The 25230-nt window shown below is 58.2% G+C and carries 22 protein-coding genes; 9 read left to right on the forward strand and 13 right to left on the reverse strand.

Going from position 1 to position 25230, the window contains the following annotated elements:
• Nucleotides 1-2472 (forward strand): DUF2298 domain-containing protein, encoded by a 2472-nt coding sequence (locus tag EKD05_RS11590; protein ID WP_240695750.1) that lies wholly within the window; start codon nucleotides 1-3, stop codon nucleotides 2470-2472.
• 5 nt (nucleotides 2473-2477) lie between these two features.
• On the opposite strand, the gene EKD05_RS11595 is transcribed toward EKD05_RS11590, so the two are convergent.
• On the reverse strand, nucleotides 2478-4838 hold the full coding sequence (locus EKD05_RS11595) for an RNA-binding domain-containing protein (protein ID WP_129672828.1): 2361 nt from the start codon (nucleotides 4836-4838) through the stop codon (nucleotides 2478-2480).
• Entirely contained in the window at nucleotides 4813-5127 is a 315-nt protein-coding gene (locus EKD05_RS25735) for a hypothetical protein (RefSeq protein WP_165360699.1), read from the reverse strand. Before EKD05_RS25735 ends, EKD05_RS11595 begins: the two co-directional genes overlap by 26 nt.
• A 33-nt stretch (nucleotides 5128-5160) precedes the next feature.
• On the opposite strand from EKD05_RS25735, the gene EKD05_RS11600 reads away from it, so the two are divergent.
• Genes EKD05_RS11600 through EKD05_RS11615 form a run of 4 tightly spaced genes read left to right on the forward strand, consistent with a single transcriptional unit; the run spans nucleotide 5161 to nucleotide 8560 of the window.
• The gene (locus EKD05_RS11600) at nucleotides 5161-5931 is read left to right on the forward strand and encodes a class I SAM-dependent methyltransferase (RefSeq protein ID WP_165360700.1); all 771 of its coding nucleotides are present in this window, start codon (nucleotides 5161-5163) and stop codon (nucleotides 5929-5931) included.
• Nucleotides 5928-7340, forward strand: coding sequence for a protein kinase (locus EKD05_RS11605; RefSeq protein ID WP_129672832.1), 1413 nt, complete (start codon nucleotides 5928-5930; stop codon nucleotides 7338-7340). The genes EKD05_RS11600 and EKD05_RS11605 overlap by 4 nt, the downstream gene beginning before the upstream one ends.
• A 12-nt stretch (nucleotides 7341-7352) precedes the next feature.
• Nucleotides 7353-7958 carry a GNAT family N-acetyltransferase gene (locus tag EKD05_RS11610; protein ID WP_129672834.1) on the forward strand — a complete coding sequence of 202 codons (606 nt, stop codon included), beginning with the start codon at nucleotides 7353-7355 and terminating at the stop codon, nucleotides 7956-7958.
• Nucleotides 7959-8014: 56 nt separating this feature from the next.
• On the forward strand, nucleotides 8015-8560 hold the full coding sequence (locus tag EKD05_RS11615) for a nucleotidyltransferase family protein (RefSeq protein WP_129672837.1): 546 nt from the start codon (nucleotides 8015-8017) through the stop codon (nucleotides 8558-8560).
• Nucleotides 8561-8632: 72 nt separating this feature from the next.
• Here EKD05_RS11615 and rpsR read toward each other — a convergent pair whose 3' ends face one another.
• From rpsR to EKD05_RS11640, 5 genes are all read right to left on the reverse strand, one after another.
• A complete protein-coding gene (gene rpsR / locus EKD05_RS11620; protein WP_097654429.1) occupies nucleotides 8633-8893 on the reverse strand; it encodes a 30S ribosomal protein S18 in 261 nt (86 codons plus the stop codon).
• 124 nt (nucleotides 8894-9017) lie between these two features.
• Nucleotides 9018-11885, reverse strand: coding sequence for a CHAT domain-containing protein (locus EKD05_RS11625; protein WP_129672839.1), 2868 nt, complete (start codon nucleotides 11883-11885; stop codon nucleotides 9018-9020).
• A complete protein-coding gene (locus tag EKD05_RS11630; protein ID WP_129672841.1) occupies nucleotides 11886-12986 on the reverse strand; it encodes a calcium/sodium antiporter in 1101 nt (366 codons plus the stop codon).
• 192 nt (nucleotides 12987-13178) lie between these two features.
• Nucleotides 13179-13658 carry a hypothetical protein gene (locus EKD05_RS11635; protein WP_129672843.1) on the reverse strand — a complete coding sequence of 160 codons (480 nt, stop codon included), beginning with the start codon at nucleotides 13656-13658 and terminating at the stop codon, nucleotides 13179-13181.
• A gap of 16 nt (nucleotides 13659-13674) precedes the next feature.
• A complete protein-coding gene (locus EKD05_RS11640; protein WP_129672845.1) occupies nucleotides 13675-14379 on the reverse strand; it encodes a class I SAM-dependent methyltransferase in 705 nt (234 codons plus the stop codon).
• A gap of 47 nt (nucleotides 14380-14426) precedes the next feature.
• Between EKD05_RS11640 and EKD05_RS11645 the strand changes: the two genes are divergently transcribed.
• Nucleotides 14427-15368, forward strand: a complete 942-nt coding sequence (locus EKD05_RS11645) for a DUF4938 domain-containing protein (RefSeq protein WP_129672847.1) — start codon at nucleotides 14427-14429, stop codon at nucleotides 15366-15368.
• A 3-nt stretch (nucleotides 15369-15371) separates the two neighbouring features.
• Here EKD05_RS11645 and EKD05_RS11650 read toward each other — a convergent pair whose 3' ends face one another.
• The 4 genes from EKD05_RS11650 to rny all read right to left on the reverse strand — a co-directional run bounded on the left by EKD05_RS11650 (nucleotide 15372) and on the right by rny (nucleotide 20313).
• A complete protein-coding gene (locus EKD05_RS11650) occupies nucleotides 15372-16079 on the reverse strand; it encodes an exonuclease domain-containing protein (protein ID WP_129672849.1) in 708 nt (235 codons plus the stop codon).
• A gap of 210 nt (nucleotides 16080-16289) precedes the next feature.
• On the reverse strand, nucleotides 16290-18146 hold the full coding sequence (locus tag EKD05_RS11655; protein WP_129672851.1) for a DUF294 nucleotidyltransferase-like domain-containing protein: 1857 nt from the start codon (nucleotides 18144-18146) through the stop codon (nucleotides 16290-16292).
• Nucleotides 18147-18306: 160 nt separating this feature from the next.
• Complete coding sequence (locus EKD05_RS11660) at nucleotides 18307-18645, reverse strand: stage V sporulation protein S (RefSeq protein ID WP_165360701.1); 339 nt, start codon at nucleotides 18643-18645, stop codon at nucleotides 18307-18309.
• Nucleotides 18646-18780: 135 nt separating this feature from the next.
• A complete protein-coding gene (rny, locus tag EKD05_RS11665; protein WP_129672855.1) occupies nucleotides 18781-20313 on the reverse strand; it encodes a ribonuclease Y in 1533 nt (510 codons plus the stop codon).
• Between the two features lie 341 nt (nucleotides 20314-20654).
• Between rny and EKD05_RS11670 the strand changes: the two genes are divergently transcribed.
• A complete protein-coding gene (locus EKD05_RS11670) occupies nucleotides 20655-21482 on the forward strand; it encodes a hypothetical protein (RefSeq protein WP_129672857.1) in 828 nt (275 codons plus the stop codon).
• 17 nt (nucleotides 21483-21499) lie between these two features.
• Entirely contained in the window at nucleotides 21500-22150 is a 651-nt protein-coding gene (gene rimI / locus EKD05_RS11675) for a ribosomal protein S18-alanine N-acetyltransferase (protein ID WP_129672859.1), read from the forward strand.
• Between the two features lie 38 nt (nucleotides 22151-22188).
• Here rimI and EKD05_RS11680 read toward each other — a convergent pair whose 3' ends face one another.
• Together EKD05_RS11680 and EKD05_RS11685 are read right to left on the reverse strand one after the other, a co-directional pair.
• The gene (locus tag EKD05_RS11680; RefSeq protein ID WP_129672861.1) at nucleotides 22189-23244 is read right to left on the reverse strand and encodes a radical SAM protein; all 1056 of its coding nucleotides are present in this window, start codon (nucleotides 23242-23244) and stop codon (nucleotides 22189-22191) included.
• Between the two features lie 23 nt (nucleotides 23245-23267).
• Nucleotides 23268-24044: an inositol monophosphatase family protein gene (locus EKD05_RS11685; RefSeq protein ID WP_129672863.1), complete on the reverse strand. Its 777-nt coding sequence runs from the start codon at nucleotides 24042-24044 to the stop codon at nucleotides 23268-23270.
• A gap of 73 nt (nucleotides 24045-24117) precedes the next feature.
• Here EKD05_RS11685 and EKD05_RS11690 point away from each other — a divergent pair, with 73 nt between their 5' ends.
• Nucleotides 24118-25041, forward strand: a complete 924-nt coding sequence (locus EKD05_RS11690) for a glycosyltransferase family 2 protein (RefSeq protein ID WP_129672865.1) — start codon at nucleotides 24118-24120, stop codon at nucleotides 25039-25041.
• Nucleotides 25042-25230 lie beyond the last annotated feature (189 nt).

Here is a 25230-nt window from a genome sequence, read left to right on the forward strand (position 1 = left end):
GTGCTAGACATTCTTATCTGGTGGATCACAATTCAATTGATCGGGTTGATCGGTCTGCCGATCACCGGAAGCATATTCCGAGTCCTGCCTGATCGTGGCTATGCCTATGCCAAAGCCCTAGGGCTGTTGCTCGTCGGCTATCTCGCCTGGCTCTTGGCGATGCTGGGTCTAGCCCAGTTTGGCAGGCCCGTGCTGGTCGTTGCAGCACTCGGTATTGCCATCGTGGGCATCTGGCTCCACGGGGGGGTTCGGGCTGCATTGGAACGAGCCAGGAGCTTTTTCGCAGCGCGTTGGCAGGCGGTGCTCGCTTCTGAGGCCATCTTTCTTGGCGCACTGCTCGCGACGGTCTGGATGCGCATGCACGACCCGACGCCCTTTGGCACCGAGCGCCCGATGGATTTTGCCTTCTTCAACGCGATGCTGCAAAGTGGCAGTTTCCCGCCGGTTGATCCGTGGCTGGCCGGGTTTAGCATCAACTACTACTACTTTGGCTATCTGTTGATGGCCGCGATGGCCGCGCTGACCGGTCTCGCGCCCGGGGTTGCCTATAATCTAGCACTGGCCCTGATTGTCGCGTTGACAGCCCAGGGCGTCGCCGGTACCATCGCCAATCTGATCATCCTGGCGCATCCAGATGCGCAAGACGATGCGCCTCGCCGCACATGGCCGCGCCTGCGAGCGCGGATCGTCTTCCCGCTGCTCGGCGTGATCTTTGTTTTATTGGCAGGCAACCAGGCCGGGGCGGTGCAGGTGCTGCTCGGGGACGAACGCACCGTCGCCCTCGACAGTCAGCAACTCGGCTCGGCACTTGGTCAGGCCATCGGCGGCAGCGACGAGATTCGCCTGACTACGCCGGTGGTCACAGGTGAATTCGGCTCATTTGATCAATGGCAACGCAACGACAAACTCGCTGACTTCAACTGGTGGTGGCCGTCACGAGCGCTCTGGGACGAGTACGGCGACGCGGGAGGCGTGCGGCGCTACAATATTACCGAGTTTCCCTTCTTTAGCTTTCGGCTCGGCGATATGCACCCCCATGTGATGGCGCTGCCCTTTGGCGTCCTGGCAACTGCACTCGCCCTGGCGACCCTGTTGCGCCCCGGTTTACCAGGAATCACGCGTAGTGACCTGGGCATGCTCGCACTCAGCGGCCTGATCCTCGGCAGCCTCTACACCATCAATAGCTGGGATCTTCCAGCCTATCTGTTGCTCTACGCTGGCGCAACAACGCTGGTGGCCCAACGGCAACCGGGGCCACTGCCGTGGCTGGCGCTGGGACGAACCTTGCTCGTGGTGAGTTTCGGTGCGTACCTGCTCTTTCTCCCATTTCACCTGACGCTGCAACCCCTCGTTGGCAGTGCGGCACCGCTCATTGATTTTCCCGTGATTGGGCGCATCACAAGCATCATTGCGCCCTACACCGCCGGGCGCAGCGGGCTCCACGCCTTCGTCATCAGCTTCGGGCTCTTTGCCTTACCGATGATTGTTTTTCTGTATCAGCGTACATTGGCGTTCCAAAAAGAGCAAGCCGATCCGCTGGCTACGGCTAAAGCAAACCCGCCCCTGTTGCCACGGCTGCTCTTTTGGCTACCGCTGATCCTGGTGCCCATCGGTCTCATTGCGCGTTTTCCGTTGCTCCCTCTGGGCGGACTGGCCGTACTGGCGATGTGGGCCGCAATGCAGCAAACCCGCCGCCCCGCCGCGAGCTTCGCGCTCCTGGTGACGGCCCTCGGTTGCGCGATCATTTTTGGCACCGAGCTCATCTTTATCCGCGATGTCTTTGGCAACCGGATGAACACCATCTTCAAGTTCTATTATCAAGTCTGGCTGCTCTGGGGAACGCTGGCCCCGTTTGCGCTCTGGTGGATCGTGCGCGAGGCACACGGGGCGAGCCGCGTGGTCGCCTGGACAACGGCGGGTCTCACCGGAATCTTACTTGCCGGGGCACTGGTCTACCCGACACTGAGCCTGCGCGACCTGGGGCGCGGCCCCCTAATCGGGCTCGAAGGGCGCACCCCACGTGAACAGAGCGAGGCCGGCTTGGCCTCGATCCGCTGGTTACGCCAGCACGTACCGCGGGGCAGTGTCGTACTCGAAGCAGCGGCGGTCGAAGATCTGGCGACCCAGCGGTGTGGCGGCTCGTACGACGTGCGTAGTGAAGGCTGGGGCGGGGTCGCTTCGACCACCGGGCATCCGACAATTCTGGGCTGGGTTGGGCATCAACAGCAATGGCGCGGGGGCGATCCGCTTGCGATGGCCGAGTTAGGGCCGCGCTGTGTTGATGTCGACACGATCTTTCGCACCACCGACACCACCACGGCCCACGATCTGCTCACCCGCTACCACGTCACTCACGTCTACCTCGGAGCGCTGGAGCGCCGCCTCTACCCCTCCGAGAGTCTGGCCAAATTTGAACTGCTTGGCGAAGCAGTCTTTCAGCAAGACGAGGTCAGCATCTACCAGATCCGCTAAAGCGCTTACATCTCGCCATACAACTCGAGCAACTCACGCCACTCGCCGTTCAACTCCTCGCGCCGGGCGGCATAATAAAAATGCACCTCGCCCTGTTCATCAACAAAGACGAGATCGACCTGGCTACGCATCGGGCGGAGGTAGCCCAAATTGCCCCACCAGCGGATCTTCTCTTCATCGAGAGGCAGATCCTGCTGATACATCCGTGCGGCATACTCCCGCACCGTACCGGGTTCAATATCCTGCAGGCGCCAGGGCACGCCACTGACATCGCCGGTACGCAGATTGCGAAAGACATACTGCCACTCACCATCTTCGCTGCGGGTCGCACTGATGACCTCAATCCCGGTGCGCGGGCGAGCAATGCGAATCAAACCGAGCCATGCATCAGTCAACTTCTCAAGCGGCACACCAGGATAACTCTGCTGACCGGTGCCGTCCTTATCCTTCATCATCAGGTCAAAACTCGGCTGCCCATAGGCATCGCGATGAATACCGGCCAGACCGCCGCGACCCTTCCAGCGGATCCGGCGTTCGGCCCAGATATCGGGTTCAAAAAGCACAGTGCTATCAGTGAAAAGGGGCTCATCACCCACCACAAGTTGTTGCGGGACATCATCAGCCGGATCAAAGGCCTGCGTCTCTTGTTCAATCGGCTCACCAGTACGTTCCGAAAGCAACGCCATCCAGCCATCACTAAGGCCCCAATCGCTCACCCCAAAGAAGACATGGTCAATCACGCCATTGGCATCGCGATGCACCAGATCATACTTGGTACGGCTGCCCTGACGATACGCCCGCCAGAGCCCGAGCCGCCCCCGCCAGCGCACCTGGCTCTGCAGGTCAACGCGACCATCGCGCAGATCTTCGTGGCGACTGATCGCATACGCCCAGAGGCCCTGAGCGCGGTCGCGGGTCACCCCGGCGGTCGTGCGCAAATCACGCACCTCATAGAGCCAGACGCCACCACGTTTCTGGCAGGTAACAATCTCGACGCCCGAGCGGGGCAGATCGAGATCCTGCCCATTATCGAGAGGGGACGAAGCGCCTTCAGCGAGCGCACGCCGACAGAGTTGAATAATCTCACTGCGATCGGCAATCGTCGTCTCGCCATCACGACGCACATAGATCGTGCCATTGAGTCCGACATAGGGAGGAGGTTCGCTCGCCTTCACTTCGACGCGCATAACATCCTGGCCCTCGTAACTCATCAACTCAAACGACAAATACGGATGTGGGGTCACCTGTTCGACAACGCTCTTGCGGAGCATCTCGCTCACATAATCGGGGCGAGCCACGCCAAGCACCTTGCCTCCGGGCTCACAGCCAAGCACAAGCACACCGCCACCGGCATTCGCCAGGGCAGCCACATCAGTCCAGAGCAAGGCTAACGTCGCAGGATCATCACCGATAGCCCGCAACACCTGGCGTTCGGTAGAACCACCGAAGCGCACCGCATCAACCGCCCACTGCTTCTGATCGCGCTTGGGCACGCGCACACGGTCAAAATCCTGGCTCGCAAAGAGGTCGCGCAGCGCCTCAAAGCTATTGTTGGGCAAAAGCAACTCGATATAGCGGTCGCCAATGCCGTGTTTATGCACCACCTGCCCATCACTCTGCGGCAAGCGACGCAGGCGGTGGGCATCGCTCCCCTGAATGCAAAACATACGCCGGTCATAGTGTTCTGTTTTGCCATTGTAAAAGCCCGGCGACGTGAACTTCTCGTGATCAGTATAAAAATTAACAAACTCGAGGGCATGCAAATGCAGACTCTGCGAGACCGCAATCCGCGACTGCCCACTCGTACCCATCCGCAGCGTCTCAGTCACCACACCATTGGATCCATTGATATGGGGGGCAATGACAATCCCGCCTGCCCGTGCAATAATCTCGTAGGCATCGGTCACATGGCGGGTATTCGAAATGCCACAGACGCCACCCTTCAGCTGTTCAGCCGGAACACCGAGTTGCAAAAGCGTCGTCTCGATCAGGCTAATCGGGCGATTCGGGGGAAAGATGCCCAACACATGCGCCCCAAAGTGGGACGTAAACTCGAAGCCCGGCAGCACCGTGATCTTTTTGAGCAAACGGCGATATTCATCGATCCGCGCTTGTTCATCGGCGGTCAGGCGTCCGGCTGTCTCAAGGGCACCCAAAAAATCAAGCTCGCGCTGAAACTGCTCGTACCCGTGAACGGTATTGTGATCCGTGAACGCAATAATCTCTAATTCACGGCGCTCAGCTTCCTGGAGAATATCGAGATACGTAACTTCAGGCTCTACATAATCTTCTGATGCTGGGGTATGAATATGCAAATCCGCACGCATCCAGCGCATACCACTACGAACTTCGGTAGGGAGACTCATAAGTTTTTAACTCCACAATTAATCTCTTGCTTCTCTTCAACTCTTCACCTTCGCCAGCCATCTTGCCTCGCGCCCCATCATTTTGTTTCATCAGGTGGGCACCCCGGCTTCTGGTTTGTGGCTCTTTTTGCTGCAGGTTTTGCTTTCGGGCCTGTACCGCAAAGGGATAAAGACGGTACGACCAGGAGCCTCCTTTCTGGTGGTTTTGTGACGACAAGGGTCGTTTTATGCTTGCAACCATATTTTGCTTCTCACGTATCATACCCGAAAGCTTCACGAACGACAACATGCTATAATTCTTTCTATGATATGGTTCAAGCAGATGGTACAGCCTGACCTGATCACCCGCGAGTCTGGCCCAACGTCACGCCCGGGGGCCTTGACGATGTTGCGCAACGGTCTCTGCTGGTCTGGTGGTGCGGCATGCCTTGCGAGCTTGATCTACTGGCAAGTAATCCTGGCTGAAGGAGCCTATTTCGGCCCACGTGCGGTTCAACTGATCTATCGTTTTGGCGCACGACACTATGATCGCGTCCGCGCCTCGTGGCAACCCGAAGCAGATGCCCGGTTGCAGCCCTGGCTGGCCCTGGCCCTGGCTGGTTGTGACCAGCCGCTTGTGCTTGATGTTGCCACAGGCACCGGGCGGGTGCCCTTCTTGCTTGCGAGCAGGCAGCCCTATGCGGGCTATCTTGCGGCCCTCGATCTGACCCCGCAGATGCTCTGTGTCGCCCGCCAAAAGCTTGTACCCTATCTTCACCCTGCCCAGATCCTCTGGCATCAGGGCGAAGCGAGTCGGCTACCCTGGCCCTCGGGAAGCTTTGATCTGGTCACATGTCTCGAGGCCCTTGAGTATTTTCCGCAACCCAAGCGCGCCCTGGCAGAAATGGTACGGGTGCTGCGCCCCGGCGGATGGATGCTGCTCAGCAAGATCCCTGATGCCTGGGCACGCTATTTGCCGGGGCGAGCCCTGACCAAACGGCAACTCGTTACCCTGCTGACGGAGTTGGGGTGTGTTGATGTGCATGTGCTGCCCTGGCAACCTGGTCATTATGAACTGGTTATCGTTCGTACAAAGATAGCTAATTTCGCATGACAGACGGATCTGATACACCTTCATCGAACCCTCTACTCTTTGGGCGTTATCGTGTCCAGACCCAACTGGGCACCACACGCCTGGCCGCAGTCTATGACGCGACCGACGAACGCCTCCAACGTCGGGTGCTGCTCCATCTCTTGCAAAAGCACCTCGTTGGGCAAGAGCTCCTGCGGACACGGTTTATCACGCAGATCAACCAGATGGCTGCTTGTTCGCAGCAGACGTTGCTCGAAGTTTTTGACCGAGGTGAGGTCGGTGGGCGACCCTTTATGGTGACAGAGTACTGTACCGGGCGAGCACTCTATGGCCTGGGGGCGCTGGGTGTTGAACAGGCTTTGCGCTTTATGCGCCAGATCAGTGCGGCGATCGTCGTCTGTCAGGCTCAACGCAGCACTGAAAGGCCCACTGGCCTCTACCATCCGCCCATCAGCAGCCAGAATGTGCTCATTGTTGATGAACAGCGGGTCAAACTCGTCGAGAACTGGCGGGCACCCCACGAAGAGTTGAAGCGTGACCAGGCGCATTACCGTGCGCCCGAGTTGAGCGAAGGTTTGCCCGACAACCCTTCTACGGCTGTCTATGCGCTTGGGATTCTGCTCTATGAAATGCTGACTGGCGAGCGCCCGATCACGGGCACCGATGCCCATACGATTGCCCTCGCCCACCAGCACGCCCAACTGCCCCCGCTCAGCCGCCTACGGCCCTCACTCTATCTGCCAAGTGTTGAGCGCCTGCTGGCTCGCGCAACCGCACGCCTGCCTGAACAGCGCTTTCCTGATGTGCAGAGCTTCGCCCACGAACTCGAGACCGTCTGGCGTGATCTGAGCGCCGCTACGTACCGGATGAAGCGGGCAACGCCCCCGCATCCGCTGCCGAGCCAACCCACACCCAGTACGACAACAGCAGCGCCGTCGAACCAACCCGTCGCCCGTCCACCGCAGAGCAAACGTACCCGCCAACCACCAACCACACAGGTGCGTCAGGTTGATCAAAACCGGTTCCGCCAGCAGGATCGCCGCCGCAACCTGGTTGGCTGGCTCGTCATGATGGCCCTGCTCACGCTAGTTGTTCTTGGCTCCTATTTCGGTATGCGCGCCCTGTTTGAACGATTGAACTTCACGCCCAGTCTTCCTGACATAAATCTTACCGAGTGGTTGCCGTGGATCAATCAGGCCGAAGAAGCTGAAATGTATATCGTCACGATTGAGGCTGGACTCAACTTACGTAGTACACCCGATGCAAAGAGCAATACCAATGTCATCGCCGTCGTGCCCAAGGGCACCCCCGTGCGCAAGCTTGAGGGACCTCGGCGTGTCGGCGATATTTCCTGGTTACGGGTTAGCGTCGAAATACAGGGACGCCAACGTGAGGGCTGGGTGTCGCTCGCGTATCTGCAACCACAGTGATGAGGGAAGGTGATGAGAGAGGAACGAGGATCGCGCGTCATCCACGGCAAACGGGTTATGCTGCGCCCCTGGCAGCGTGGTGACACCCTGGCCCAGGAACTTTGGCCCCGTTATACTGAACCTTTTCATTCGCTCTGGAATATTCCAAGTTCCAACGGCTTTGATCTGCTCAACGGGCAGAGTGTGCAGCGGTATGTGTGGGCCATTGATGACCGCCATCGCCATATGATCGGGCGCATTTCGCTGCGTGACATCGAACCCGCAGGCGCAGGGTCGCGCCTCGGTATCTCGATCGCCCAACCCTATGTGAGTCAGGGTTTCGGCACCGAGGCGCTCGAACTCTTTCTTGACCACTACTTTGGTCCGCTCGGCTTCAAGCAACTTTCGCTCGATGTCGCGGCCTTCAATCGTCGCGCCGTACGCTGTTACGACCGCCTCGGCTTTCAGTATATCGACAGTGAATGGCGCAGTGCCGGCAATGACCCGGCCCTCCGCCTGCTCGCCGAACCACAATACGCCGACCTGACGGTCTTTTTTCGCCGGAACCGCTTTGAGACCCTGGTCGAATTCTACGAGATGCTCCTGACCCGGGAAGAGTGGTTTGGCCTGTTACGGTAATGCCCGTGTGCTATCCTAAAGGCAGCAGTAATGCGTAGGAACCCAGGGAGTCTGCTATGTCACTCATTGCCGGGAATCTCGCTGTTGTCCAACGGCTCCTCACAAGCAACGGGATGCCGTGGGCTGTCTTTGGCGGTGCGGCGGCCTATCTGTATGGCCCACGGCGGCCTATTCAGGATGTCGATCTGCTGGTCGCCCGTGGCAAGTTGCCCACCGTCATCGCCTTGCTCAAAGCTGAAGGCAAAGCCGTGCAATTCGATGGTCAGCGCATCCTCTGGCGCGGCATCAAGCTCGTTGATGATCTGACGGTGCGCCAGGACGGGCAAATCCATCCGCTCCAACTCGACCAACCGATGCAGCAACACGTGCGGCAGATGCCCCTGCTGGGTGCCCAGGTCCCCGTTGCCAGCCCTGAAGACATTATTGCGCACAAACTGCTGCTCAATCGTGGTGCCGCCGAAGGCAAACACGACTACGAAGATGTTGTCGGCATTATCCGCCGCCAGACCCTCGATCATGCCTACTTGATCGCACGTATCCGCCTGCTCAACGCCGAAACCTTGCTCCGCGAACGCCTGGCAGCCCTGGAGATCCTGGTCTAACGTTCAGACTTGCTTTGGGCAGCAAAAAAGCCAGCAATGCTGGCTTTTTTGCTGCCCAACCCACAAGGTACGCTATGCGCGTGTGTGCTGCGGTGCAGCAGGCAACAGCGCCAGATGGCGCGCCCGCTTGATCGCAACCGACAAACGGCGCTGCATCTTGGCCGTCACACCCGTGCGGCGCCGGGGCAGGATTTTGCCCTGAGCCGTAATATACTTCTGCAACCGCTTGATATCTTTGTAATCGGGATCAATGCCAAGCTTGGTAAACTCACACTCGCGGCGACGACCCCGCACACGCCCCCCCGAAGATCCACGTCCACTCTTGAACGTCATAACGTTCTGACTCCTTCACCTGAACCTACGAGCTTCTGCCCAAAAACGAACACACTGCCTGATAGTATACCATAAGTTTACGGTTCGATCGGCAAGCGTTGTTGGCCGATCGAACCGTAAACCCCTACCCCCCGCCCATGGCGGTCAGGCTCCCCCAGACAAGCGGTGAAACGAGGATGGCCTCAGGATCATCATCAGCAATGGTACGGGCACGTTGGATCAGGGTACGCTGACTCGCCGCCAGCGCCGCCGGGGCATCGGTACCCTGGCTGAGACGGTCGTAGAGCGGCGGTAACATCTCAGGCAACGCTCGATCGTAGAGTTGCCAGAGGCTCGCAATGACGTCACGTGCGCCGCTCGCCAGAAAGGCGCGTCCCAGGTTCAAGACTTCTTCGCCGGGCAAGACTTCGCTCACCATGGTTTCACACGCCGAAAGCACCACCAGCGCCCCATCCAGTTGCAGCCGCATCGCCTCGTCTGCCTGCAAATCGGCGTCCCATAACTTGAGATGCGCCAGCAAGCCTTTGCTCGCATAGACCTGTCCGTGCATGGCAAAGTGGATCAGGCCAAACTGTCGCAATGTGCCCGCGGCGGCGGCACGCAACAGGTGTTCGCGGGTGGCCGCCTCGTTCTCCCAGCGCTCGGTCGGGCCTTGCCAGCGCTCGGCCACCAGATCGAGCGTCAACCCCACTCCCGGCAACGCTTTGGCACGCTCGCCAAACTCACTGACGCCTACCAGCAAGCCAGCACGCTGCGCTGCCTGCCGTCGGTAGAGCGTTGACCAGGTGCCAAGCGCCGGCAGGATCTGGATCGTCGCACATTCGACCAACCAGCGGCCCTCCATGCGCAAAGTGGCCCACGGGATCGCATGGAGCATCCCGGCGGGGACGATCAACAGGCGTTGCGCTGGTTCCAGCGCGCTCCAGACCTCGCGAGGGATCAAGCGCTCACCCAACGTCTCCAGGGTAGTCCAGCATGTCGCTGGATCGCCAAGACCTCCATACGTCGTCATGCGACGCGCTGGTTGCGTCGCCCGTTGAAGCGCCTGCCGCAAGGTCTGGTCATCCGCAATCGGGTAAAGGGCGAGTCGATCAATCGTCACAACGACGGCAAGCAGCCCACTTGCAACCTCAAGGTAAAAGAGCGCCATCCATCCTTCCGGATACGCCACCGACCACGCCGCACGTAGCTCATCAAGATCCGGCGTCACTTCGGGTGGTTGGGGCAGGGGTACCTGGTGACGTGCCCGCAACAAGAGGTCAACATAGCCATCCAATGCGGCATCAAGTGCGGCTCCGGTCATCTTCTGGTTAAGAGCCTCGCGGAGCGTGGCACTATTGCTCACCAGTTCACCCTGAAATTCCTGCGGCACCCATACCTGCGAACTATTCATCTGGCGCCGCAAGGCCAGCGCCCGCTGCGAGTCGGCCAGTTCAAGCACGGCCTGCGGATCATCGAGCTCTTGGGCAAGGCGCAATGCAGCGTTGAAGAGATCCATTGCCATCTGAAAGATGCCACTCGATGCGTGCTCGCTCGCCAGACGCCGCCGCAGGTCGGCAATGAGGCGAACGGCTGCGCGATAGTGGCTCAGAGCGCCCGCACGATCGCCCATGGCCTCGACGCAACGACCAAACCCATAGAGCGCCCGCCAACGATGGTTCAGCCGACTCTCAAGATGAGGCAAGGCTGCCTCAAAGAGTTCACGGGCAATGGCGACATCACCGGCGCGCAACTGGATCCAGCCCTGTTCGATCATGCTCTCGGCAGCCGAGGGCAGATTGCCTTCGCGGCGCACGATCGTTTCGGCTTGCCGAAACCGCTCCAGTGCCGCCTCGCTGGATCCCAGATCATCAAGGGCGTAGGCTTGCGCTTGCAACACCTCGCCATACTCAAGCCGGTTGCCCAGTTGCTGTAATTGCTCGGCCACTGGCTCAAGCAACGCCAGGCTCTCGTGCGGACGTTGCAGCAGCCGCAGAGCCAGGGCCTGATTGCGTCTACTCAAGATCCCGAGGGGCCGCAAGCCGAGACGTTCGAAGCTTGCTTCGGCACGCCGATACGAGGCAAGGGCAAGCTCAAAAAGGCCACTGTAATAGGCACTATTGCCAAGATTCAGGTCGCATTCCGCAACATGCGACGCCCGCCCAAGGGCATGAAAACGGGCGCGCGCCTGACTAAAAGCGGCAATGCCCTCATCATAACGGCCCAGACCATTGGCCGCGATGCCAATCCGCTTTTCGCAATATCCGATGTTCTGCTCACTGCCGTAGCGGGCAAAGATCCTGGTCAAGGCATACAACTCATCAATGCATCCGGCCATATCTTCACGACGCAACGCAATCATCGTCGCCTCAGCCCGCGTAATCGCCACATCAAACCCGTACCCGAACGCCTCAAACCAGGCCCGTGCCCGCGCAAAGGCATCAAGAGCGTCATCGAGCCGACTGATATTTGAGAGCGCGATCCCGCACGAACGCGCAAGGCGGGCATGATCAGCCAGGGTGCCTATCTCCTCGAGGGTCGGCTGGAGCTCCTCAGCCAGGGCCAACGCCTCATGCTGGCGCCCGCGCAGATTCAGCAGCGCAACCTCCTCCATGCGCGTGCGGAGCACTTCATCATGCAGACCAGCCTCGGCAAACGCCTGAACCAGTTCACGGAGGGCGGCCAGCGGATCGGCGATCTGTTCAAGCATCCGCAGCGCCTGAATCCGTGCGCGCTGGACATAGAGTCCCGCGATAGATAACCCGAGCGTCGCACAGCCTTCGCGGGCAACCTCCAGCATCGCCAGCGCCGCGTGGATCTGATCGCAGCGCAGCAACGCAATCCCAAGCGTCATCGCCGCGTGGGCCTGCTCTTCGGGTGTACCATCAACCGCGACGTGCCAGGCTCTTTGCGCCAGTGCGAGCCCGCGTTGCGGCGCACGCGCGCTGATTGTCAAAATGCGGGCGCATGCCAGCGGCGTATGGGGGTGATCAAGGGTTAGCTGTAGCATCATTCACCGCTGTAACATCCACGGAGAACCCTGGCGTCGTAGCGCCCGGACAAAAAACACCAGCATGCCAACGAGCGTGATGGGCACAATAATAAAACCCAGCACCGAGCTAAAGAGGGCCAGAATGTTGTGCTGCATCGCATTCAAAATCAAAAACCCTGTATAGGCCAGATAATAGCCAAACAAGAGCACCCCTTCGCCACGCGAAACGGTATAACCAGTAAAGAGAATCGGCAGGCAGGCGAGCGCCACCAGAAGCATGACCGGAAGATCAAAACGCAATGCCTGAACAGGAATATCTACCCCATTGGGCATCAGCAAGCCGGTCAAACCCAGGATGGCGAGAATATTGAAGATATTGCTGCCAATCACATTGCCCACCGCAATATCGCGTTGACCCCGCAGAGCAGCCACAAGCGAGGCCGCAACCTCGGGCAGTGAGGTGCCAACCGCAATGATCGTCAACCCGATGATCAACTCGCTCAACCCGAAAAAGCGCGCAATTGCCACGGCCCCATCGACCAGCCACTGCGCCCCAAGCGCAAGCAACCCCAGACCGGCAACGGCAAAGAAGATATGCAGCACCAGTTGCCGTGGCTTCTCAGGCAGGACGTGGTGTTCAAGTGCCTTACGCTTTTCCTCTGCTTCATGATCGCAGCGACTCTGATAGATCAAAAAGCTTAAATAGGCCACCAGAGAACTCACCAGGATCAACCCATCAATGCGCCCGATATGTCGATCAAACGCCATCACAAAAATCAGCAGCGATATGCCGATCATCAGTGGAACATCAAGCCGGATCAACTGACGATCAACTGCCAGCGGCACAATGATCGCCGAAACGCCGAGAATGAAGAGCACATTGAAGATATTGCTACCAACCACATTGCCCAGCGCAATAGCCGACTGCCCATCCATTGATGACCGAAAGCTCACCGCCAATTCCGGCGCACTCGTGCCAAACGAGACCACCGTCAACCCGATCACCAGGGGCGAAATTCCAAAGACAGCGGCAATATGTGATGCCCCCCGTACTAACAGTTCTGCACCGGCTAACAATAAAATAAAGCCTATCGCAAATAAGCTAAGCGTCACTATACTCATAAATCGGTCTGACTACCTCCTTATTCCTTTATAGACAGCCTAACCGATTCACTGTCCAGCGTCAAGGCTCGCGACTAAAGCGTGCCAACCGCTCAGCGCCTCTGCGCCCGTTTTTTAACGCAGAGACGGGGAGGCAGAGAGGCGCAGAGGAAACGTACACGTTCACGACCTCTGCGCCTCTGCGCCTCTGCGTTAAAACCGCGTCCCCAGACGCTCTGCGGCCAACACAACGACCTCGGGCAAGACGAGCCCCGGAATAAAAACATTCCCACTGCGGATGCGCTGCAGCCGAATCGTAGGATCCTGGGCCATAGCCCGTGCTTGCTCACCCGTCAACCAAGTCAGCAGGGTCGTGAACTGTTCGGGGCGCATGGATTGTTCGAGCCCGGTGAGGACAGTGCGCGCAAGGCCGACCAGATCACCGCCGGACTCTGGGCTCAGTGTTGACGGGGGCAGAGCGATAATCATTGGCGTTGGCCCATCTGGTTGCACCAGCACCCGAATGAAATCCTCGCCTGGCCGTGGGCCACTCGCATCAAACCCAACCACACTTCCCGTCGTGACACCGCTGATCGGGATCTCGCGGCTGTCGGTAATCTCGACCCGCGCCCCGATGTCAAAGCCAAGCCCTTCGTACCAGACAATCCCTGCTTCGTTTGTATGCTCTGCCATACGCTCCTCTCTCTCCTTACCCAGCGCGCTTGCGCCCCGAGACGATCAGCAAGACGGCGGCTATTTCCGGTTCACCAATGTTGACCGGCAAGCCAGGTACCCCGGTTGCCCCTGACACGGTCTTCAACTGAACGGTGGCGGCATCCACCAGCGGCATCCAGGCAACCTCTATGGCCTGATCCGCTGCCTCAAGCAGATAGGCCGCGATCCGCACATCAGCAAAGCCCCTCTCTTCTACGGTACGCCGCAGCGTGCCTCCCAGATCATCAGCCGGTTCTGGCGGCTGCATCGCGCTCGGCACCGATCCGGCAGGCCAGGTACGCCGCCGGATCCAGTAGTCGCCGGCCACCGCAAGGACAACCGTTCCTCTAGGTCGCAGCGTACGCTGGATCTCGTCCAACACACCTGCGCGATCAGCAAAGAGGTGGAGCGCCGCGATACACCAGATCAGATCAACCTGCGCCGTGCCAAGCGGAAGATGGTGAGCATCGGCAACGAGGTAGGCCACACCTGAACTCTTGCGACACGCGATCTGTGTGCGATCATGATCAAGCGCCAGCACCCACGCACCGGGTTGAGCAACAGACGCAAGCCACGTCGTTTTATGCCCATCACCAGCAGCAAGATCAAGGGCAACGACGGCCCCCTCAGGGCTGGCCTGGCGCAAAGCCACCCGTACAAGCGCTGCGTATGGCTCGTGCAACACGGCATAGTCGTTCATGCTGGCTCCGGTTTTCCAGGAACGCGAAAAAATGATACCATACTGCTATGACTTCACCAATTGAAATCATTCAACTCGTGGCCTACGATGGCCCCAACATTCTTTCGCCCTCACCCGGGGTGATGCTGCTGGTGCGCTCGGATCAACATTGCGGCAACCGCATGCGTGCCGCCATCAAAGATGCGGCGCAGTTTATTGGCCTGGTGCTTGCCAATCTCGACGTCACTGCCGAAGCCAACGCCGGGGGGGTGCTGATGACAGCAACTTTTGATACCGCCATGCCCGGCATTGGTGCCGCACTCTGCGCGTATGTCGTCACCGGCATGAACCACGAAGCGCTGGGGGATGAGCAGTGGGATCGCAACGCCCCCCTCTACACCTTGCAAGCCCGGCGACGGCGCGAAGCACTCCCTGTGGCGATCCTCCAGTTGATGGCCGAAGCGTACCAGCGCGGCTTGCCAACCTTTATGCGCGAGGATGGCTCCCTACAGATCGGCTATGGCGCAAAGGGCTGGAGCATTGATCCCGAACAGTTGGCTGGATCTGGGGGAAATCCGCCCCCGGTACCCTGGGATGACCTTGGTGTCGTGACGGTGATCGCGGTCACCGGCGAAGAACAACGCGCCGCAACCGTGAGCCACCTGGTCAATGCATATCAGTCTATGGCCCAACAGGTAGTGAGCCATGCTGCGGCCACCTTTGACGAAGCCCGTCGCTTGCTAGCCGATCCATCGGCTGAGGTCGTTATCCTTGGGCTAGCAACCGGTGACCTGGTGCGGCGTGGGTTACCCTTTGACCGCTGCGAGCTCGCCTTCATCACTGATCGGGCAGGCGCACGCCCGCCTGAAGCCGTGAACGACGAAGCATGGGTGCGCGCCCTCGGCTTGCCCATGCTACTCTCGCCACAACCTGTACGGCTCAACCTGACTGACCCTGGCTTGCAATCACTGGTGCCCTATGCGCCCAATGGTGTGCTTGCGCTAGGCTAGCGCCTACACCCCACCGCTGCGCAGCAGACTCTTAATGGAAAGATTACCCTTGGGATCAAGGCGCATCGCCTGGGCAAGAAAGAGTTGCGCCGTCGTCAGGGCATCATTCAACGCATCGTGCTCACCGTATACCGGCAAGCCCATACTGGTAGCAAGCGCACGCAACTGAATTGTGGGGGCAGGTTGCTCGTGGGCAATTTCGCCGAGAATCTGCGCCCGATCATGGATCCGCATGGCCAGACGCGCCGTATCAATGATCGGCCCGGCCAACCGTCCTCCATAATTCGTGCGCAAAGCTCGATTCAAAAAACCAACATCAACCTGAGACACATGCACCACCAAGATGCGCCGGGCCAGATGATCGATCAGGGAGGGCAACACGGCGTCAAATGTCGGCGCCTCGGCCACTTCCGCACGTGTCAGGTTATGAATCCGAATCGAACTGGCATCAACGAGAAAGCCTTCAGGCGGGCGAACCAACGTGCGCCAGCACGTATCGAGGCGAATACGGCCCCCTTCAATGCCAACCAGACCAATCGCCAACAAGACATCATGTCGCGGATCGAGACCACTCGTCTCGACATCAAGCACCACATAACTCGCATCGCGCCAGTGCGAACGAGGATCAGGCCATGGCCCTGCTTCATACGCCTGTAAAACAGCTGGTCGTTCGCGTTTGCGGAAGAGATCCCAGTTCCGTAAAAATACCATATTCCCCCCCGGTTTGATGGCCTCTATGCCCCGCAGTCGTTGCGTAAGCAGGGGTAAATGGGTATCTACGCTTACTCTGGAGACCCATTTACCCCTGCTGAGAGGAGGTGTGGAGGGCACTGCCCTTCCAAAGAAAAAAACTTCGTCTGCGGTAATGTCTCAACGCTCCACCGACCACAAACAACCTGTCACTTCTAGTTCTACCCAACCCTAGCCCAAGCGTCCCGTCTGATAGGTCATTGCCACGGAACGTTGGATCCGGGCAATAATCTGCAGTGACTCTTTCAATTCACGGCGTTCAAGTGGACTCAACTGCGGAAAGACGACCAGATTTGTTGGTTCCTCACCACGGGCAACCTGGTGCTGCTGATGACGCAACCGCAACAGACTCAACAATTCAAAGGCATCGGCAAGCCCTTCGGCAGCCGGCTGGCTCACGCTCGCGGTTGGCCACGAGGCCTGGAGCCTGGAAAGCGTACCCGTTTCTGAGCGACCTGCTTCGAGGGCAAAGAGCCGGGCCAGATCGACGACCATGGCCGTACCGCGTGTCTTGAGATCAATGCGTTCGTCGTCAAGGGCCACCGAACGGAAGAAGGTCAGCGGTGGTGTCGCACGCAGGGCTGCCCGGGCCAGGCGGGCCAGGAAGATCGTATTGCCCTGAGTACGTGCGATCACCGGACGCAACCCCGCCTCGGCATCCAGATCGCCGTACAATTGACGGTAATCAAAAAAGATCGAACTACGCAGCAGTGCCTCTTCTTCGGGGACATCGATCCAGCGCCGGAACATCGCCTGCCAGGAAGCAAGCGGTTGACACCACTGCGGATTGGTCGCCATCACATCGCCGGGACAGCGCGGAAAGCCACACGCCACCAGGCGCTCGACCATCATATGGGCAAGCGTACGAAAATAGGCTGGTGCCCCGGGGGGTGCATCATCAGCATAGATCAGCGCATTATCCTGATCGGTGCGCAGCGTCTGCTCAAGGCGACCCTCACTGCCCAGCACGATCCATGCATACGGTGCAGGCGGCGACCCAAGCTCCATTTCGATATCACGCAAGAGACGGCGATGCAAGGCATCATGCGCCACAGCGACCACCCGCCCGATATCGGCAACCCGTGCTCCCGCATCAAGCAAGCCACTGACGGTCATTGCCACCTGATCCGTATAGTTGCGCAGTTCATCAAGCCCGGTCGCCCGATCAACCTGGCGGGGCAAAAAGACGGGGCTGCGACTCTGGCGGCGCAGGATATCGGTGTTGGTCACCATCCCAACCACAACCCCCTGCTCGCTTATAGGCAGGTGATGGATCCCCCGTTCGAGCATCAACAACAGCCCCTCGAAGGCCAGGCTGTCGGCTGACAACGAAAGCGCCGGAGCCGTCATCACCTCACGTACCAGCGTATCAGCCGGGAGACCGGCGGCAAGTACGCGATTTCGCAAATCACGATCAGTAATAATACCCGTATTATGATCAAGCACCCCAATGGGCGGGAGATCAACCAGGAGACAGGAAATACCCTCTTTGCTCATCAATTGAGCTGCTTCACGGACCGTCGCGTCGGGTGAAATCACCATCAGCGAACGTCGCACGAGATCGCCGAGGCGCGTCTGAAAGAGGGCCGGATCGGCTCGATCCTGGCGCACCTTCAGCGCGAAGCCGAGCCGATCAAAAGCGACGGCCGCAAAAAAGCGATGAAAGGCCGGATTTTCCTCACGAAGGCGATGAAACAGTTCAGAGGGGAGCAGATAGGCCAGGGTCTCGGTATGGGCGCGTACCGTCACCGCCGGAGCTTGATCGCGGATCAACGACGGGTACCCAAAAGCCTCACCGGGACCAAGCGTATCAAAAATCTCAATCTCGCTCCCAGTTTCGCGCAACAGATCAACGCCACCTTTGCGCACAACATATAAAAACTTCGCCGGAGCACCGCCGAATTCAAGAATTGTCTGACCAGCGGTAAAATACTCAATCTGCATCCCCCGTGCGGATCGTGCGACGGCTTGAGGAGGCAATTGATCAAAAGGTGGATAACTGGTCAAAAAAGACGTAATCTCTTCCATAAAACGCAACAACCTTTACCCGGCTCAACGCAGAGTGTATATGTAGTGCGGCGCTGACCGTGACACAACACACGCCGGTGCCCCAGGTACAGGCTTAATAGTTCTGTCCCGAGTCACCGGCGCATGCAAAGCAACCTCTTATCCCTGGCCGCACAGAAGGCTAACGACGCTCAATAAGCAAACGGATAGCAGTACGTTCTTCATCGTCAATCGCAACGTCAATAAACGAAGGGATACAGATGATATCAATGCCCTCTTCATTCAGATAGCTGCGAGCAATTGCCACGGCCTTGATCGCTTGATTCGTAGCCCCGGCCCCAATCGACTGAACTTCAGCCATCCCGCTCTCGCGGATCACACCGGCAATTGCCCCGGCGACGGCACTTGGTCGTGAACGAGTAGACACCTTTAAGACTTCGGCGGAACGCTGGACCTCACCCGTAGATGGTGAACTGGCTCCAACAGCGCGCGCAATGGGTAATGACTGAGCATTAGTCATTCTGTCCTCCTGAGGGTCGGTTGTTAATGATTCGATCGGCAGGTCATCAGACGGCATCCCAAGGCTCATAGTGCCCAGTCCTCCTTCCGGTTACGATGCTGTCTACAGAACATGCGGTACTCAGATTGTACCATGCTACCGTGCATAATCAACTGCACGAGTCTCGCGAATGATCGTCACCTTGATCTGGCCCGGATACTGCAGACTCTCTTCGATCTTTTTGGCGACATCCCGGGCCAGGTGGATGCTAGCAAGATCATCAATCTGGTCAGGCTGAACAAGAACGCGAACTTCACGCCCAGCCTGCACGGCAAAGGCCCGTTGCACCCCCGGAAACGATGTTGCCACGGTTTCCAAGGCTTCCAGGCGCTTGATATAGAGATCAAGCGTTTCACGGCGTGCCCCGGGTCGCCCGCCCGAGATCGCATCAGCGGCAATGACCAGAAAGGCCTCGATAGTCGTTGGCTCTTCATCGTAATGATGAGCCGCAATGGCGTGGATAATGCTGGGTGAACGACCCAGCCGGCGTGCAATATCTGCCCCGATGAGCGCATGCGGTCCCTGGACTTCGTGGTCGACCGCTTTGCCAATATCATGCAACAGGGCCGCAGTCTTGGCGACCGTAATATTCGCCCCCAACTCAGCAGCCATATGCGCTGCCAGCAGTGAGCATTCAAGCGAATGTTGGAGGACATTTTGCCCATAGCTTGTGCGATATTTCAGTCGCCCGAGCAACTTGATTAAATCGGGATGCAAGCCCTGTACATTCGCTTCATACGCAACTCGTTCACCCTCCTCACGCATAATATGTTCAATCTCAACCTGGGTCTTCTGCACAACCTCTTCGATGCGTGACGGATGGATGCGTCCATCTTTCAACAAGCGGGTCAAGGCAACCCGCGCAACTTCACGCCGTACCGGATCATGGCACGACAGCGTCACGGCCTCGGGGGTATCATCGACAATAATATCTACACCAGTGAACTGCTCAAAGGCACGAATATTGCGGCCTTCACGACCAATAATGCGCCCTTTCAACTCTTCGCCCGGCAAGTTCACCGTAGAAACCGTTATTTCTGCCACATAGTCACTTGCACAGCGCTGCACAGCCAGTCCGATAACTTTCCGTGCCGTCTTTTCGGCTTCTTCTTTGGCCTGTTGCTCAATTTCACGAATGAGCCGCGCTGCATCATCACGGGTAACTTGCTCAACCTGCGCCAGAATGATCTCGCGCGCCCCGTCACGCGTCAGTTGCGAGATCCGCTCAAGCTCTTGCACTTGCTCGTGCTTGAGACGCTCTGCCTCCTGGTGCAATTGCTCGGTCTGTCGTTCACGTACCTGAAGTTGCCGCTCACGACGTTCAAAGCTTTCCAGTTTTCGGTCGAGGTTTTCCTCCTTGCGCTGAATGCGCTCTTCCTGTTTTTGCAGGCTTTGCCGAGACTCGCGCAGTTCTGCTTCCGCGTCATTGCGCACTCGCAGCGCTTCGTCTTTGGCCTGAAGTAAAAGTTCTTTCTGCTGGGAACGCGCCTCTTCGAGGAGGAGGCGAGACTCAGCCGCTTTGCGCTGAACCAGGGCGTTGGCTCCATAATTCGTCCACGCGATCCCTATGCCCAGACCAGCGGCTATACCCCCTACCAGGGCCAGCGCAGCCCAGTATAGCTCGATCACAATAGCCTCCTATGCGGTTGTTAATGTGCACGATACGAGGCAACCCACGATGAAGCCACGCTGTGCGAAAATTGAAGGTTATGGATTTACGCTGCCATAAGTATGCTCATAATACTGATCTAGACTCCTGATGTCAAGAATTTCCTTGCGATCTGAAGGGAAATTCCCCTAATTGGCCCCCGGTTGCCCCGCTGCGCCGCTTCTGCTATAATCCAAGTGAGGCTGAGGCCCTGCTGCCAGCAGTTGTTTTGGCTCTCTTTCGTTGCACTATCCTGTGCTAGATGACACCTATGCGCCCGATTTGTCGGGAATCTACCTGACAAGCTGAGGAGGCTGTTTCGATGTTTTTGCGACCATGGCGGGCCACGTCGCTCGTTGCTCTTTGTTTGCTGCTCTTGCTGATGCTGGCAACGTGTACCTCTACGAGTCCCCTTGCCGGTTCAGCACTCTATGTCCAGCAGATCACCAGTAGTCCACAAGAGTTCAGTGGGCAAGAAATTACCGTTGATGGGGCCTACCTCTGGCGCCCCGGCGATCCGACCATTTCGGTGCTGGCCCTCGGTGTCAGTACCCTTGACAATGGCCTCGATGCCGAACCACTCGGTGAGGCGATCTGGGTTGAGGGCTTCCCTGCCGAGGTAACTGAACACCTCCATCGCCCCGGTGATGCGGTCTATGGCTTTGTGCGCGTGCGCGGTCGCTTTGACTCGGGCGGTAGCTTTGGCCCCAATGGGCAGTTTCAACATCAACTGACGATCACCTCGGCGGAACCAATTGAACGCATTCGTCGCGTCGAACATCGGATTGAAGATCAACCCCTCGGTGAGGGTAAGGTCAGTTTTTTTGAACTTCAGCGCAATCCGCAACAGTACCACGAGCAGACGATTACGACCCGTGGGTATTATTTCTGGAATTCGGTCATCTATGTGCTCGCTGAAGGTGTGAGTACCGAGGAAGGTGGGGCCGGGCCGCAACCGCTTGGTGCGCCTATTTGGATGGAGGGCTTTCCGCCTGATCAGTCGGCCAATCTGAATGTTGGACCCAATAATAGCTTTGTCTGGGGTCTCGTTGAGGTGACCGGTCGCTTCCAGACCGGTGGTGGCTTTGGACGTGATGGGGCCTACGAGAGTGTCTTTTTTGTTGAGTCAGCCGTGGCTTTGCCACAATAGGAATTTGTGCCGGCCAGATGTACTATTTTATTGAGCCAATGGTCGAGGATGATGTGCCCTACGTTCAGGCCATTGAACAGCAAAGTTTTACGACATCCTGGTCGGCCAATACGTATCGCCGCGAAATTCGCAATACCCAGAGTTGCCGCTATGTCGTTGCTAAGGCGAGCGGCGCTCCCCCTACGTCGCTTAGCAAGCATGGCGGGGTACCCAATGCACAGCGGACAGGTATCTTCAGCCAGCTTGTCAGCACGCTTTTGCTGGGTATGCCCGCTCAGTTGACCCCTCAGGTCACCAACCCTATCGTTGGCTACGGGGGGCTCTGGGTGACCCTCGAAGAAGCCCATGTGACAGCCATCGCGGTCGATCCGATCCATCGTGGTCGCGGCATCGGTGAACTGATGCTCACGACCTTGATTGACCACGCCTATGAGTTGTCGGCACAGATGCTTACCCTTGAAGTACGGGTAAGTAATCATACCGCCCAACAACTCTACCTCAAGTATGGCTTTCAGGTCGTTGGAAGTCGTCGACGCTACTACACCGATAATGGCGAAGATGCACTGATTATGTCCACCGATTCAATTCACACACCCGACTACAAAAATCGGCTACGTGACCACCGCCGCCACCTCTTGGCCCGCCTCCAGGCCCAGAGTAAACCGTAGGAGAGGCAAAGCCCGCTGCAGTGCGGGTGCTTCACCCCCTACCGAGAGGCGATGAGTCTGCGCACCTCGTTCGCAAGTGGGCTGCGCCTCAGGTCATCTGCAACCACCTGTTTGGTGTAGACCTGGTCGGCGAGCTGCCGGTGGAGCTCGGCCATCTGGTCACGTCCACCCACCCGATCACGAAAAGCCGCATGCTTCAAGAGCAAGGCAGCCTCGTTGTGCGGGGCTAGTTTGCCCGCAAAGATATGCTGCGGTACCCGCGCCTCAAGCCCGAGCCCGTTGCAGCGATCCATAACAACGGTATCACGATCATGACGGTAGCGTGGGTTGACAATAGCCTGATCGCCGTAGATATCGCGGTAGTAACTCACCGGGTATGAACCGAGCCGGGCCAGGATCTCGTTGATGCGCACCCGGTGTCGTTCATTGGCAAGGTGCAGATAGTCCCAGATCACAAAGTCAACCCCGGCATCAGCCGCTGCCCGTAAAACGCTGCGAATGTTGCTGTTGGTATCGTTGACATAGGGCATGATCGGAACAAACGCCACCCCCACCGGGATGCCTGCCCGCTTGAGTTCGGCCAGCATATCGAGACGCACCGCCGGCGCGGGGGCTTTGCCTTCGAGCCGTGACGCCATGTGCTGATCAACCGTCAGCAGGGTCGTCACAACGAGCGCAAGGCTCTGTTCGTTGATCCGCTGCAGCAGCGCGAGATCTTCGAGGATCAACGGACTCTTGGTCATCACCAGGGTCGGGCGTTGCTGATCAGCCAAGATCTGCAACGTCTGACGGGTCAAACGGTAGGTCTGCTCGGCAGGTTGGTACGGGTCGCTCAACGCGGTGATCGCAATCAGGTCGCCCTGGTCAACGCCAGCAAGTTCGGCGGTCAGGTGTTCGGCAAGATCAACCGGCACCCGAATGGTTTCATTCAAGGGTCGTTCACTGTAGACCCAGCTATCACAATACGGACAGCCAAACTCGCACCCGTTATAAATACTGAGGGTATAGCTCGAAAGAAAAAATTCATTGATGGTTGGACGCCGCACACTCAGGGCTGGCATGCCTTTGAGCGGTTCCCGAACATAGTAGGCCATACAAACCTCAACTAGAAAAGGTCTCAGCCTGCGGCACGTGCGGCAGCCAATTCCTGGATCAGTTCGGCGTGAATTTTACCATTCGAGGCCACCATCCGTTCCTCAGCGGGGTGCCACGGTTGCCCCTGCCAATCTGTGATCATACCACCGGCTTCTTCAATCAGCAAAGCCCCTGCGGCAACATCCCACGGACTCAAGCCCAATTCCCAGTGAGCATCGGTACGCCCTGCGGCAACATAACAGAGATCCAGGGCCGCTGAACCTGGGCGGCGGATCTCCTGCGCTTTGAGCAACATATGATTGTGTTCGCGCAGATTATTGTCGGGTTGGGTGAAGCGGTCGTAGGGAAAGCCGGTGGTCAAGAGGGCATCATAGAGCGCATCGACCTGTGAGACGCGCAAAAGCCGCCCATTGCAATAGGCACCCTTGCGACGTTCGGCTGCAAAGAGCTCATCGCGGCACGGGTCATAGACAACCCCGATCTGCAAACGCCCCTGATACAGAACGGCTAGTGAGACACTGAAGGTTGGATTGCCATGCAAATAGTTCATGGTGCCGTCGAGCGGATCGATCAGCCAGACATAGTCGCTCGGCCCTTCGTGCCCGCTGCCCTCTTCGGCGATCAGGGTATGGTCAGGAAAACGTTGCTTGAGCGCCCCAACAATCAAGGCTTCACTGGCCTGGTCAATATCAGTGACGAGGTTGGCCCGTCCTTTCGCTTCAATACGACGTTCCGAGCTCAACCCGGCGCGCAAGAGTGCCCCGGCACGCAAGGCGAGATCAATGACAAAATGCAACATAGGTATTCCTCCAAGAGGCTATTATACCCTCAATTTGCACCCGTAGAGATTCCGCGCTACAATCGAGCCTGTTATGCACGTCTGTTCCGTCATCATTATCAGCTTCAATACGGTCACGTTGTTGCGCACGTGTCTGGCCTCGTTGCGTGCATGCCAGCTGGTCCTCGAAGTGATTGTCGTTGACAATGACTCGCACGATGGCAGCCCAGCGATGGTACGCACCGAATTTCCCGAGGTGCGGCTACTGGCCCTCGACCGCAACCTGGGCTTTGCAAGCGCAACCAATCGTGGCCTTGCCGCCGTGACTGGTACGCCACCCTTCTGTCTCTTGCTCAACCCCGATACGGTTGTGCATCCCGGGGCCATCGAGACGCTCGTGGCTTTCCTACAGGCCCATCCTCGCGTTGGCCTGGTTGGGCCACGCCTCTTGAATCCCGATGGCACCCTCCAACCGGCAGCGTTTCGTTTCCCGACGCTGGTGATGACCTTGCTCGATCTCTTCCCTCCCGGCGAAGTCTTGCCAGGCCGCCTCTATGGGTCATGGTGGCATGGCCGCTATGCTCACGAAACGGGGACGACACCCTTTGCCATTGATCATCCGCTCGGGGCGTGTATGCTCGTGCGCCGCGAAGTAGTTGCCACGGTGGGGACACTTGATCAACGCTATTTTATGTATAGCGAAGAGATCGAATGGTGCTGGCGGATCAAAGCAGCAGGTTGGGCGATCTGGCAGGTTCCCGCTGCCACTGTTACGCATGTCGGTGGCGCGGCGACTAGCCAGGTACGCCCGCGCATGTTTGTCGCACTCTGGCAGAGTCGCCTCCAATTCACCGCACAGCACCGTTCGCCGCAGTCTTTGCATGCCCAGCGAAACCTCGTACGCCTCGGCATGCTCCGCTTGACCCTGCTTGCCTGGTTGGCCTATGCCCGTGGCAGGCTCTCATACGAGAACCTGCGCAGCAATTTGTGGGCCTATGGTACCGTTTTCCGCCTCTAAAAGCCCGAATCACATCTTGCAGAGAAGGTATTCCAATGCTATAGTAACAAGCGCAGAGAGTAGTCTCGATCTTGACCAGGCAATGGCAATCAGCTACTCATGCATGGATGCAGTTGCAGAATAGTATGATGAGGTCGCTCACGAGAATTTTCCCGGTGCTGTGCCCCTGGCCTGGTTTGGTTGTGTCGT

Source organism: Candidatus Chloroploca sp. Khr17, assembly GCF_004138165.1.
Taxonomy (GTDB): Bacteria; Chloroflexota; Chloroflexia; order Chloroflexales; family Chloroflexaceae; genus Chloroploca.

Bases quoted from the DNA above. Each gene is read 5' to 3' on its own strand.
- EKD05_RS11595 (WP_129672828.1), bottom strand. From the start codon at position 4,838: ATGAGTCTCCCTACCGAAGTTCGTAGTGGTATGCGCTGGATGCGTGCG.
- EKD05_RS25735 (WP_165360699.1), bottom strand. From the start codon at position 5,127: ATGTTGTCGTTCGTGAAGCTTTCGGGTATGATACGTGAGAAGCAAAAT.
- EKD05_RS11600 (WP_165360700.1), top strand. From the start codon at position 5,161: ATGGTACAGCCTGACCTGATCACCCGCGAGTCTGGCCCAACGTCACGC.
- EKD05_RS11605 (WP_129672832.1), top strand. From the start codon at position 5,928: ATGACAGACGGATCTGATACACCTTCATCGAACCCTCTACTCTTTGGG.
- EKD05_RS11610 (WP_129672834.1), top strand. From the start codon at position 7,353: ATGAGAGAGGAACGAGGATCGCGCGTCATCCACGGCAAACGGGTTATG.
- EKD05_RS11615 (WP_129672837.1), top strand. From the start codon at position 8,015: ATGTCACTCATTGCCGGGAATCTCGCTGTTGTCCAACGGCTCCTCACA.
- rpsR (WP_097654429.1), bottom strand. From the start codon at position 8,893: ATGACGTTCAAGAGTGGACGTGGATCTTCGGGGGGGCGTGTGCGGGGT.
- EKD05_RS11625 (WP_129672839.1), bottom strand. From the start codon at position 11,885: ATGATGCTACAGCTAACCCTTGATCACCCCCATACGCCGCTGGCATGC.
- EKD05_RS11630 (WP_129672841.1), bottom strand. From the start codon at position 12,986: ATGAGTATAGTGACGCTTAGCTTATTTGCGATAGGCTTTATTTTATTG.
- EKD05_RS11635 (WP_129672843.1), bottom strand. From the start codon at position 13,658: ATGGCAGAGCATACAAACGAAGCAGGGATTGTCTGGTACGAAGGGCTT.
- EKD05_RS11640 (WP_129672845.1), bottom strand. From the start codon at position 14,379: ATGAACGACTATGCCGTGTTGCACGAGCCATACGCAGCGCTTGTACGG.
- EKD05_RS11645 (WP_129672847.1), top strand. From the start codon at position 14,427: ATGACTTCACCAATTGAAATCATTCAACTCGTGGCCTACGATGGCCCC.
- EKD05_RS11650 (WP_129672849.1), bottom strand. From the start codon at position 16,079: ATGGTATTTTTACGGAACTGGGATCTCTTCCGCAAACGCGAACGACCA.
- EKD05_RS11655 (WP_129672851.1), bottom strand. From the start codon at position 18,146: ATGGAAGAGATTACGTCTTTTTTGACCAGTTATCCACCTTTTGATCAA.
- EKD05_RS11660 (WP_165360701.1), bottom strand. From the start codon at position 18,645: ATGACTAATGCTCAGTCATTACCCATTGCGCGCGCTGTTGGAGCCAGT.
- EKD05_RS11670 (WP_129672857.1), top strand. From the start codon at position 20,655: ATGTTTTTGCGACCATGGCGGGCCACGTCGCTCGTTGCTCTTTGTTTG.
- rimI (WP_129672859.1), top strand. From the start codon at position 21,500: ATGTACTATTTTATTGAGCCAATGGTCGAGGATGATGTGCCCTACGTT.
- EKD05_RS11680 (WP_129672861.1), bottom strand. From the start codon at position 23,244: ATGGCCTACTATGTTCGGGAACCGCTCAAAGGCATGCCAGCCCTGAGT.
- EKD05_RS11685 (WP_129672863.1), bottom strand. From the start codon at position 24,044: ATGTTGCATTTTGTCATTGATCTCGCCTTGCGTGCCGGGGCACTCTTG.
- EKD05_RS11690 (WP_129672865.1), top strand. From the start codon at position 24,118: ATGCACGTCTGTTCCGTCATCATTATCAGCTTCAATACGGTCACGTTG.